Raw genomic sequence first — 11,170 nt, forward strand, 5'->3', positions numbered from 1 at the left:
CATCATCCGGTGGCCGCCAGAGAACGCAGCCCCCGAATACCAGTTTGATTCCAGCAAGGGTGACGAGCTCAAAGTCTGCTAACGACATGACAAACTATGTTCGATTTTTCAACGGTGGGAAGACCCTTGAAGGGAACGTCGCCTCGATCTGCTACGACATTGACATCGCGGGAGAGGCCTATACCAGCGGAAATCCGAAGGCGCCGGTCTATCGCATCTTTGCCAAAAGTCCGCGCGGTAAACGGATCGAGATCGGCGTTGTCTGGCGAAAGAAAAACCAGTACGGCGGCGACTACTACCAGATGACCGTGGCAACCGGATACGGGAAATTCCACGCAAAACTGGGGCGCCACACGGGCCAAGACGACGACAGTCTGCTGGCGGTGATCCCGTGGGATTAGCGGCTTTGGCGAGGCTTCTGAACGAGGTTCCTTTGAGCTGCCCATGTCAACGCATCCAGCTCCCGTTTTCGTCCGTGCATTCATTACCGTACGCTCCCGAAACCCGCGCGCTCCAGGCTTCGCAACCCCGACCAGCTGCGCCCGCCGCGCGCTACCTTCGAACCTGACGGGCACCGGCACAGGTTGGGCCTTTACCTCCAACCCTCCAAGAAACCGTCACTGTTTCTGACGCGGCTTCAGGGCCTGTTTCTGCGCCTCGACCTTTCGGTTCGTTTCCTTCTCCAAAACGAGCCTGCTGCTCGTGGCGCTCGCGTTCGATCTGGGGCGACTGGTTGACGTCGGCCGGAGATCGGCCGAAACGGGTTGTCTTCGGCGGCGCGTCCGGCGCGGGAAGCAGCATTGGCCTCAGCACCCGTTCGATATTCGATAGGCATGATCGTCGCCACCGCCTTCAAACGGACGTTCATCGGTGGCGACACTTCGCGCCGCTTGGGCGCGCTCGCGCCGGGCTTCAATCTGAGTGTTCTTGCGAACCGCGTGAAGGGGCAAAAGGACGGTGGGCCGCAATCGACCGTGCCCTTGTCTGGACAACACGTTCAGTCTGAAGCCGATTGATGGCAAAGGCCTTGCCCGTCAGGTTCTATTTGCCCAGTTTAGCAAAAATTGATAACATCTAGCACAACGAAAGGACTGATCATGCCAGCCAGTTATAGCATCGGCGCTCACTATGAAGGCCTTGTCCGCAAACTTGTTGATAGCGGCCGCTATACCAGCGCAAGCGAGGTTGTGCGCGACAGCCTGCGGAATGCTCGAGCAGCGCGAGGAAATACGCGTGATCGAGCTGGAAAACCTCAAGCGTGCCTATGCAGAAGGCAACGCGAGTGGCCAACCGGAGAACGTTGACCGGGTTTCATTCCTGAACGACCTGAAAGCAGATCGCTCTGTCCGCGGCTGAGTACCGCCTGACGCCCCGCGCCCAGCGGGACATCTGGCATAAAATTGCCATGGACAACGAAAGGGCGGCCGACAAGGTCGTCAACAAACTCTTTGACAAGTTCGAGCTGGCGGCTATGCACCCGGAAATGTGCCCAGCTCGACCAGATGTTGCAGCCGCGGCCCGGCTTCTTATTGAGGGCCGATACATCGCCATTTATGAGCCAACTCCTTACGGGGTGGTGATTGTGGCGGTTGTGCATGGAATGCGTGACCCAGCTATTTGGCTCTAAGTCGGCGCGCTTTACCCGGACAGGGTTCCACTTGACTTTCCAGGGACGGGGCGCGCGCCGCCGGTATGTCGGAAAGATCTTTGAAGGCCCGTAGCCCTAGTAGCTCTGCACAGAGGTTATGATTCTTTGGCCGTTGGTTTTGGGTAGGCTTTGGCCAGCTTGACGCGGGCCTTCTCGGTAGAGAACATCCATTTGATGCGGGCACCACTGGCGTTGCGTCGGCGTTCCCAGGCTGCAACCTCGTCGACGAGGCGGTCGCGGCTTTCGATGCGGCGGTTGAGGCATTGGCCGCGCAGGACGCCGATTTCGATCTCGACCATGTTAAGCCAGCTGGCGTGCTTGGGCGTGTAGTGGAATTCCAGCCTTCTGAGGCTTCGGCGCGCCTCATCGGCCGGCAGGGCCTGGTAGAGAGGTGGCTCGGTTTGTTTGGACAGGTCTTCCCGGTTTTTAAGTGGAATCCTGCCTGTGGTTAAGCCGCTTCGGGCAGCGGTGTCGGGGTTAAGTAGGCCTCATCCGGAGTCTTGCCGTCAAGGCTCGAATGTGGCCGTCTCTGATTGTAGAAGTCGAGATACTTTCCGATCGATGCACGGGCCTGGCGGACGCTGTCGTAGGCCTTGAGGTAGACCTCTTCGTATTTCACCGACCGCCACAGCCGCTCGACGAAGACATTGTCCCGCCAGGCACCCTTGCCGTCCATGCTGATCTTGATCTTGTGATCGAGCAGCACCTTGGTTAAGTCGTGGCTGGTGAACTGGCTGCCCTGATCCGAGTTGAAGATCTCGGGCTTGCCGTAGCAGGCCAGCGCTTCCTCGAGAGCCTCGACGCATGGCGCAGCGTCCATGGTGATCGACAACCGCCACGACAGAACCTTGCGCGTGAACCAATCGATGATGGCGATCAAATAGCAGAACCCGCGCGCCATCGGGATGTAGGTCAGATCCGTTGCCCAGACCTGGTTGGGCCGATCGACCTTCAGAGCGCGCAGCAAATAGGGATAGATCTTGTGCCCATCGCCGGGTGCTGACGTGCGCGGCTTGCGGTAAAGCGCCGCGATCCCCATGCGTTTCATCAGGGTCCGCACATGCAGTCAGTACGACGTCAAACGCCTTCGCGCGTCAGAAGCTTCTGCAGCATCCGGCTGCCCGCGAACGGGTAGTCCAGATGCAGCTCGTCGATCCGACGCATCAGCGCAAGATCCGCCGGCGACGCCGGTTGTGGCATGTAGTAGACGATGCTGCGACTGATCCCCAAAGCTCGGGCCTGGCGGGTGATGGACAGTTCGTGATCGCGGTCGATCATTTCTTTACGCTCCCCAACAGTCCCGCCTTGGTGAGCGCGCCGGATAAAAAATCGTTCTCCAGCGAAAGCTCCCCGATCTTGGCGTGCAGCGTCTTTACATCCACCGCAGGCTCCGACGGCTTTGATCCCGTGTCGGAGATCGCCGTCATGCCCGCAAGCGCCTGATCTCGCCACGTCGTGATCTGGTTGGCGTGAACGTCGTATTGTTGCGCAAGCTCCGATAACGTCTTCCCCCTGGATCGCAGCAAGGGCTACACGCGCCTTGAAGGCTGCGCTGTGGTTTCGGCGGGGTCGTCTGCTCAAGTGATTCTCCTGTTACGGCACTCTCGCCGCTCTCAGCCAGAAATTCCACTTAACGACCTGTCCAATTTTCCCGAGCCACCTCTGATCTCCCACTTGTTAAGTGTGAGGAGTAATGTCCCCATTATGAGTAGTCACAACCCGAAGATAGAAGTGCTGTCCGGCCCTGAGCGCCGCCGTCGCTGGTCGACGGCCGAGAAGCTCGCCATCGTTCAGGAGACGTATGAAGGGGATGCGACGGTCAGCATCGTCGCGCGGCGTCACGGCATCCAGCCGAACCAGTTGTTCAATTGGCGCAAGCTTGCAGCGCAGGGAGCCTTCACCGCAACCGCATCCCAGGAAGACGTCGTTCCGGCATCCGAATATCGAGCCCTTCAGAACCAGGTCAAGGAACTGCAGCGCCTGTTGGGCAAGAAGACGATGGAAGGCGAAATCCTCAAGGAAGCGCTTGAGATCGCCACCGGCCCAAAAAAACACCTGTTGCGCTCGCTGTCATTGCCGAAGGGCAGTTCGCGATGACGGCGGTGTGCGAGACTTTGGGTGTCGCCCGATCAAACATTGCAGAGCGCGTGAAGCAAATCCCTTCCAAAGCCCGTGGGCGACCGCCGCTTGCTGATCAGGGCCTGGTGGATGAGATCAAAACGATCATCGCCGATATGCCGACCTACGGCTATCGCCGGGTTCACGCCATTCTGCGCCGAAACGCCAGCAACGATGGCCGTTCCCGGCCAAACGTCAAACGCGTCTATCGGGTGATGAAGGTGCACGGCCTGCTCCTTCAGCGCCATACCGGTGCGAGTGATACCCGTCGCCACGACGGCCGCGTCGCTGTGGAGCAGTCGAACCTACGTTGGTGTTCGGACGGATTCGAAATTGGCTGCGACAACAGAGAGAAGGTGCGCGTTGCCTTTGCCCTCGACTGCTGTGACCGCGAGGCCATTGCCCACGTCGCCACCACTGAAGGCATCAAGAGCGCGGACGTTCAGGACCTTGTCATCACCGCCGTCGAGAACCGCTTCGGTCGCATCAACGCCCTTCCAAAGCCCATCGAATGGCTGACTGACAATGGCTCGTGCTTCATTGCGAAGGACACGAAATCGCTGCTGCTGGATATCGGGATGGAGCCTTGCTCGACACCCATTCGCAGCCCGCAGTCAAACGGAATGGCGGAAGCCTTCGTCAAAACCTTCAAGCGCGACTACGTCTCGGTTAATCCCATTCCGGACGCCGAAACCGTCATCGCCCAACTGCCCCTATGGTTCGAGCATTACAACACGCTTAACCCGCACAAGGCATTGGGATATCGATCACCGCGCGAGTTCTTAAACCGTCAAACAGAAACCTGATCCTGTCCGGTTTTTATGGGGCAACTCCAGGCACACCCTATCGTCAAACGCGCACATCTGATTTGCTCATAACGATTTCTTATGAAGGGATTACTCTTTGAGAGTTTTGATCTTCTACGTTGTGTCCCACATTTGACGGCTGAGTAGCGCATGGACAAAGCTGGCATGGTCTTCATTATGCTCATCTGCGGACTCGCTACGCTGGTTCTGAGCATTCTGATCATCACTCCGAGATTGGAGACCGCGCCCCGGGTGGCAACTGCGATAGTTCCTGGCTACTAGTGCGCGGCGGCAGAATAACGGCTGCATTCTATCTCGCGGCTTGTCACGAAATGGAAGGAGCCTCCACATAAGACGGATCGCGATTAACATGGCGGGCTGCTCTCAAGTTAACTGAACCTTGGCTAGCCTTTGCGCGTAGCAAGGTGTTCAAAATATCGAACTAGGGGAAAATGCTCAATCTGAAGGGAGCGGGAGAGATTGCCGTTAAAGGCGGATGGTTAAGTCTGACGCCCGCCGCCTTCCAGTGCGCCGTGCTCGACAGGGCCAAGCTACGCCGTATCAAGGCAAGGGAAACGTTGCACTATGAGGGCGACGACTCCATCGGGATGTACGGGCTTGTCGGCGGAAGCCTCAAGGTTATGGCATCGGCGGGTGAGCATGGCCCATATCTCGTACACATGCTGTGGCCGGGCACATGGATCGGAGAAGGTCCCACCATCACAGGCCGACCGCGGTTGGTCACCCCCATCGCCACGGAATGCTGCGATCTCCTGTTCCTGTCGCGAGCGGCGATTCACGAAATCGTACGGATCGAACCCAGGTTCTGGTCGCTTTTCCTTATCCCGCAGCAGAACCTTTTCGAGTTGGCGGTGCTGGCTGTGGCCGATACCATGCTTCCGAGCCACCTCAAGCGCCTTATCGCGACGCTCCTGCGCCTTGGCGGCGCGCGTAGTGGCCCTGCCAAGGACGCCCCCGGCCGCATCGATCTCGCTTTCAGCCAAGAAGAGATTGCCGTCATGACCAACGTCACTCGGCCGACCGCGGGGAGGGCGTTGCGCAGGCTCGCAGCCAATGGCCTCATCGAGGTGGGCTATGGTCGGCTCACCCTCACGAACATTGTAGGACTGCAGGCTCTACTCGAAGAATGAGGGGAACCTTCGACTCCGGCGGCGGTAGCCGTTCTGAGTACCCATTTAACGACGCATCACTCCGAGAGTGGGCCGGCCGAAGCTGCCTCCCCTCCCCTTCATTTCAATTCCGCGGGCCGGTAAACGACGACCAGTGATAACGGCGTGCGTGCATGTGTCCTGTATGCGCCGCCTACATCCCATTGATTTTGCGTGTTTGTGACCATTGAGGTTTCTGCCTTTCTGCCAAAAAGTGTTCGGCGACAGCTGGAGGTTTGGCATGACGGATGGCGGTGATGGATTTTTCGGGCGATGCGATGTTGTTGAGCCTCGTCGTGGAAACCGACGATGGCCTGACGCCGTGAAGGCGCGGATTATGGCGGAGAGCCTTCAGCCTGGAGTTCGGGTCGCTGACGTTGCGCGTCTTTATGAACGAGCTATGGTCGGAAATGGGTGACGAGGCCGATCAGGCGGCGCGATGGTCAGGGGTCGTCGTTTCGGCGACACCGTCGGTGAATTTGACGCCGGCGATGACCTTTGGCAACTGATTTTCGCCCTTCAGCCGGCGCCAGGTTTTGGCGGCGCTCATGACGAGCTTGAAGACCATGAGCCGTGCTGTGTTGTGGGACAGGCCTCCCTTGGTTCGCACCGTGCGGTGCCTGACGGTGGCGAAGACGCTTTCGATCGGGTTCGAGGTGCGCAGATGGTCCCAGTGTTCGGCCGGGAAGTCGAAGAAGGTCAGCAATGCCTCGTGGTCCTTCGTCAGGCAGTTGACGGCCTTGGGGTATTTGGCCTTGTATTTGTCGACGAAGACGGCGATCGCGACCTCGGCGGTTGCCCGATCCGGGGCATCGCGGACCTCCCTGAGATCGGCCTTCATGTTCGGCTGCACCGACTTCGGCACCTTGTTGAGGATGTTGAGGAGCTTGTGTTGCCAGCACCGTTGATGGCGGGTCGAAGGGAATATCTCCTCCAGCGCCTTCCAGAAGCCGAGCGCGCCGTCGCCCACGGCAATTTCTGGCGCAATCGAAAGCCCGCGGGCCTTCAGCCCGACGAGGAGCTCGCGCCAGCTCTGGGTGCTTTCGCGCACGCCGACTTGAAAGCCGACAAGTTCCTTCTTGCCTTCCGGCGTCGCGCCGATGACGACCAGCATGCAAGCGGCATCGTCCTCCATGCGTGCCTGAAGATAGACCCCGTCGGCCCAGATGTAGACGTAGCGGCGGGCTGACAGGTCGCGGCGTTGCCAGCGATCATAGTCGGCCTGCCACTCCTCCTTCAGCCGGCCAATCACCGAGGGGGACAGGTTCGGTGCGTCCTTGCCGAGTAAGGCGGCAAGCGCCTCCTGGAAATCGCCGGTCGAGATGCCGCGCAGGTAAAGGACCGGCAGCAGAGCGTCGAGGCTCTTCGTGCGTCGTGCCCACTTCGGCAGGATCGCCGACGTGAAGGTGATGCGATCCTCGCCGCAAGTCTCCAAAGCCCGGTCGCGCAGCTTGACGCGGCGCACCGCAACCGGACCGATCCCCGTCTGGATCGTTCTTTCAGGCCCATGGCCGTGCCGCACCACCCGGTCCCGCCCATCGCTCAGGCGTTCGCTGGCCATGGCCGCAAGAAACGCCTCGGCTTCCGCCTCCACGGCCTGTGCCAGAAGCCGGCGCGCGCCTTCGCGTAGAACCGATGTCAGGGGATCATCGAGCGTCTCGGGATGCGGAAAGGAAACAACAGTGCTATCTGTCTTCATGGCGTATCGCTCTTTCATGAGGTTCTGGCAGGCTTGTCACCCGCCTCGATACGCCGCCCTCATCAAACCGTCATCACCCAGTTTCCGTCATAGCTCCTTCCGCGTCATCGCTTTCCTTCTTTTCCGTCAGGAACAGTTTCGGGCGACCGTCTTCGTCCTCGCGGAAGAAATTCACCAGGCGGATGGTTTCACCGTTTGCCAGACGCAAGATCAGGTCTTCACCCCGGCGCTCAAAAGCAGCCACTGCATCCTTCGACAAACAAAACGCTACGTCGGACATATGCCCGACATCGATCTTCGCAGAAGACCCTTGCAACACGACTTTCTTTGCCTTATCAGAGCCGGCAGGCATCACTTCAGCATTGATGTACATATAGCTTTCTCTTTCTTTTCATGGGGATACGCAATTAAGTTCACCCCTAACGCTAGAAGCCTATCAGTTTACTAAACTAATAGCTGAATAAGCTTTTGCTTAACGGCGGGCCTGCCGCTACACTCACCAACAAGAGGTCGCGCAGCGTGCAACTGCGATAAGGCCGCCACGGTCGAACTCGCGTTTACAACCAGCATCCATGGATACGGGCGTCGGTGGTGATGCTCTGCGCTTGCAGGCGCTGCCTGCCTCGCGCCAGCTGTGCCTGCCTTCAGGCTCTGGCCTGACCGGCCGGCCGCCGCAACAACGGCTGCCGCATCCGTTGCGCAGCGTCGCGCCATGCCAGCCCCGACCGGGCCCCCGTCTCCGCCGCGACCGGATTGCATCCTCGTTTGTGCTGCGAGGGATGGGGGTGAGAAGGCAGGCCCCAGCCCATGCCAACGATGCCCTGCTTTGCCACGACGGCCATCAAGCTGGCCGCTGGCTTTCGCAAATGCCATACCAAACGGTGCTGTGTCGCCGATGGCGCAGGGATCAGCGTATCCACCCCTATCCACCCAGCGCCCGACCTGCTTTCAGCGCGGGGCGGAATATTCTTAGCTAAACGTGCTGTTGTGTGTGCACGGTAAGCGCACGGGACAGGACATCGGCACCAAGCAGATCGCCGCTTGGTGGAATGTGGCAGTGCTGTCAGATGGTCGCGTTCGCAAATGCTTTGAATGGACACTGCATCAAAGAAAAGACCGCAGCGGGCGTCGTCCATACGATCCGGCGCCAGAGGCCTGGCCACCGGCTGCGTTGAGCCGCGTTCATACACATAGGATGTGTTCGCTCTGCCGTGCGGGGTCATTCGGCCGGCCCAGCCCTAGGGGGTCATAGCCGGGCTGCCTGAATGACCCCTGACCGCCTCCACGCAGCAGAGACTGCCACGCTTCTGCTGCCACGATTTCAGTTGATAGGCAAATAAGGCCCGCGCTGCATAGGTGGCGTTGACGTCAACGCTGGCAACAAGAGCTTGATCGTTTGATCAAGGATTTCCAGCAATCAACAACCGGACGACGAGGGGAATCGTCCATCAATGGACATTTGAGTTGACGAACAGAACGAACGCGGCGTGAACTGCGCCATGGTGACAGCTCTCACGTTCTACGATTGCTTCGACTTGACCGCTACCGAACGCTTGCCTCGTTGGTGTCTGCATGAATGAAACGGGGTCATTCGGTTGATCGGCAAGGCGAATGACCCCTCGCCGACCCAGGGGCAACAGGGTGGCGTATATCTTCGTGGCATGAATCGCTCTAATATCACAATAAGCATCATTCGACGGGTTGGGAACGTCGCCTGGCAATGACCTGGTTGGTGACCTTCAGGATAGGGTAGCGGGCTTTTTTTGGGGGGGGAGCGTGCGCTCGCGCCCTTGAGTAAGTTGCACATCCGACACGGTGCGTCGCCACCCGCGCGTGTTCATCGGTCAGCGCCAGCATGAGGAATTTGTCAGGGCGACAGGGCAATGAGCTATGACGGAAACTGGGTGATGACGGCTTGATGAGGGCGGCGTATCGAGGCGGGTGACAAGCCTGCCAGAACCTCATGAAAGAGCGATACGCCATGAAGACAGATAGCACTGTTGTTTCCTTTCCGCATCCCGAGACGCTCGATGATCCCCTGACATCGGTTCTACGCGAAGGCGCGCGCCGGCTTCTGGCACAGGCCGTGGAGGCGGAAGCCGAGGCGTTTCTTGCGGCCATGGCCAGCGAACGCCTGAGCGATGGGCGGGACCGGGTGGTGCGGCACGGCCATGGGCCTGAAAGAACGATCCAGACGGGGATCGGTCCGGTTGCGGTGCGCCGCGTCAAGCTGCGCGACCGGGCTTTGGAGACTTGCGGCGAGGATCGCATCACCTTCACGTCGGCGATCCTGCCGAAGTGGGCACGACGCACGAAGAGCCTCGACGCTCTGCTGCCGGTCCTTTACCTGCGCGGCATCTCGACCGGCGATTTCCAGGAGGCGCTTGCCGCCTTACTCGGCAAGGACGCACCGAACCTGTCCCCCTCGGTGATTGGCCGGCTGAAGGAGGAGTGGCAGGCCGACTATGATCGCTGGCAACGCCGCGACCTGTCAGCCCGCCGCTACGTCTACATCTGGGCCGACGGGGTCTATCTTCAGGCACGCATGGAGGACGATGCCGCTTGCATGCTGGTCGTCATCGGCGCGACGCCGGAAGGCAAGAAGGAACTTGTCGGCTTTCAAGTCGGCGTGCGCGAAAGCACCCAGAGCTGGCGCGAGCTGCTCGTCGGGCTGAAGGCCCGCGGGCTTTCGATTGCGCCAGAAATTGCCGTGGGCGACGGCGCGCTCGGCTTCTGGAAGGCGCTGGAGGAGATATTCCCTTCGACCCGCCATCAACGGTGCTGGCAACACAAGCTCCTCAACATCCTCAACAAGGTGCCGAAGTCGGTGCAGCCGAACATGAAGGCCGATCTCAGGGAGGTCCGCGATGCCCCGGATCGGGCAACCGCCGAGGTCGCGATCGCCGTCTTCGTCGACAAATACAAGGCCAAATATCCCAAGGCCGTCAACTGCCTGACGAAGGACCACGAGGCATTGCTGACCTTCTTCGACTTCCTGGCCGAACACTGGGACCATCTGCGCACCTCGAACCCGATCGAAAGCGTCTTCGCCACCGTCAGGCACCGCACGGTGCGAACCAAGGGAGGCCTGTCCCACAACACAGCACGGCTCATGGTCTTCAAGCTCGTCATGAGCGCCGCCAAAACCTGGCGCCGGCTGAAGGGCGAAAATCAGTTGCCAAAGGTCATCGCCGGCGTCAAATTCACCGACGGTGTCGCCGAAACGACGACCCCTGACCATCGCGCCGCCTGATCGGCCTCGTCACCCATTTCCCGCCATAGCTCCAGGGCAATTATGGGCGCGGGCAGCTTCGTCATTGCCATGTTTGTCGTTGCCCAAGCCTACATAGCACTGCTGGAAGGTTGAGCGCAGGGACGCGCCGCTTCGGCGCTATCTATTCCATCCAACCTCTCGAACGAACCAAGGGACGCTTTCCCCTATTCCAAAGTTCGCTAAGCAGTAGCAATCGACCAGTCGGTGTCGGCGGTGCAGATCAAATAATCAGTCGCGCCGCCCGCCCATTTTTTCGTTCGGCGTTGTTGTAATAGCTCGCCGCCTGGATGACGAACTTATGCAGCGCCTTCTCGGCGATGGCGCGCACGCGATTGATGGCGAAGTGGTTGGCCTTGACCGCCAGCAGTAGTCGGCCCCTGATCGGCAATGGCGGTGGCGATGGGGGGAGGGTGGTGGCGATCGCATCCATCGACACGATGACGCCGGCGCGTCCGC

The 11,170-nt window shown here is 59.7% G+C and carries 8 protein-coding genes and 5 pseudogenes; 8 read left to right on the top strand and 5 right to left on the bottom strand.

Features of this window, described 5'->3' with window-relative positions; translation table 11 throughout:
- Nucleotides 1-86 precede the first annotated feature (86 nt).
- The 4 genes and pseudogenes from OVA00_RS08740 to OVA00_RS08755 all read left to right on the top strand — a co-directional run bounded on the left by OVA00_RS08740 (nt 87) and on the right by OVA00_RS08755 (nt 1,627).
- The gene (locus OVA00_RS08740; protein ID WP_268088628.1) at nt 87-401 is read left to right on the top strand and encodes a DUF736 family protein; all 315 of its coding nucleotides are present in this window, start codon (nt 87-89) and stop codon (nt 399-401) included.
- Between the two features lie 432 nt (nt 402-833).
- Nucleotides 834-1,016 (top strand): hypothetical protein, encoded by a 183-nt coding sequence (locus OVA00_RS08745; RefSeq protein WP_268088629.1) that lies wholly within the window; start codon nt 834-836, stop codon nt 1,014-1,016.
- 81 nt (nt 1,017-1,097) lie between these two features.
- Nucleotides 1,098-1,356, top strand: a pseudogene (locus tag OVA00_RS08750) (type II toxin-antitoxin system ParD family antitoxin).
- 7 nt (nt 1,357-1,363) lie between these two features.
- Entirely contained in the window at nt 1,364-1,627 is a 264-nt protein-coding gene (locus OVA00_RS08755) for a type II toxin-antitoxin system RelE/ParE family toxin (protein WP_268088863.1), read from the top strand.
- A 116-nt stretch (nt 1,628-1,743) separates the two neighbouring features.
- Here OVA00_RS08755 and OVA00_RS08760 read toward each other — a convergent pair.
- Both OVA00_RS08760 and OVA00_RS08765 read right to left on the bottom strand, forming a co-directional pair.
- A pseudogene (locus OVA00_RS08760) lies at nt 1,744-2,037 on the bottom strand (transposase); the annotation flags it as partial.
- A 59-nt stretch (nt 2,038-2,096) separates the two neighbouring features.
- Nucleotides 2,097-3,229, bottom strand: a pseudogene (locus OVA00_RS08765) (IS3 family transposase).
- Between the two features lie 123 nt (nt 3,230-3,352).
- On the opposite strand from OVA00_RS08765, the gene OVA00_RS08770 reads away from it, so the two are divergent.
- From OVA00_RS08770 to OVA00_RS08780, 3 genes and pseudogenes are all read left to right on the top strand, one after another.
- Nucleotides 3,353-4,572, top strand: a protein-coding gene (locus OVA00_RS08770) for an IS3 family transposase (RefSeq protein WP_268088864.1) whose coding sequence is annotated in 2 segments (ribosomal slippage) — nt 3,353-3,686 and nt 3,686-4,572 — 1,221 coding nt in all. Because the reading frame shifts where the segments join, the coding sequence is not laid out codon by codon here.
- Between the two features lie 452 nt (nt 4,573-5,024).
- On the top strand, nt 5,025-5,723 hold the full coding sequence (locus OVA00_RS08775) for a Crp/Fnr family transcriptional regulator (protein ID WP_268088630.1): 699 nt from the start codon (nt 5,025-5,027) through the stop codon (nt 5,721-5,723).
- Nucleotides 5,724-5,982: 259 nt separating this feature from the next.
- Nucleotides 5,983-6,135 (top strand): annotated as a pseudogene (locus OVA00_RS08780) (transposase); the annotation flags it as partial.
- 33 nt (nt 6,136-6,168) lie between these two features.
- On the opposite strand, the gene OVA00_RS08785 reads toward OVA00_RS08780, so the two are convergent.
- Complete coding sequence (locus OVA00_RS08785) at nt 6,169-7,440, bottom strand: IS256 family transposase (protein WP_268088859.1); 1,272 nt, start codon at nt 7,438-7,440, stop codon at nt 6,169-6,171.
- Between the two features lie 73 nt (nt 7,441-7,513).
- Nucleotides 7,514-7,813 carry a BapA prefix-like domain-containing protein gene (locus OVA00_RS08790; RefSeq protein WP_268088631.1) on the bottom strand — a complete coding sequence of 100 codons (300 nt, stop codon included), beginning with the start codon at nt 7,811-7,813 and terminating at the stop codon, nt 7,514-7,516.
- A 1,608-nt stretch (nt 7,814-9,421) separates the two neighbouring features.
- On the opposite strand from OVA00_RS08790, the gene OVA00_RS08795 reads away from it, so the two are divergent.
- The gene (locus OVA00_RS08795; protein WP_268088865.1) at nt 9,422-10,693 is read left to right on the top strand and encodes an IS256 family transposase; all 1,272 of its coding nucleotides are present in this window, start codon (nt 9,422-9,424) and stop codon (nt 10,691-10,693) included.
- Nucleotides 10,694-10,934: 241 nt separating this feature from the next.
- Here the strand turns inward: OVA00_RS08795 and OVA00_RS39985 are convergent.
- Nucleotides 10,935-11,027 (bottom strand): annotated as a pseudogene (locus OVA00_RS39985) (integrase); the annotation flags it as partial.
- Between the last annotated feature and the right edge of the window lie 143 nt (nt 11,028-11,170).

Source organism: Ensifer sp. SL37 (assembly GCF_026672675.1).
In the GTDB taxonomy this organism is placed as follows: Bacteria; Pseudomonadota; Alphaproteobacteria; order Rhizobiales; family Rhizobiaceae; genus Ensifer; species Ensifer adhaerens.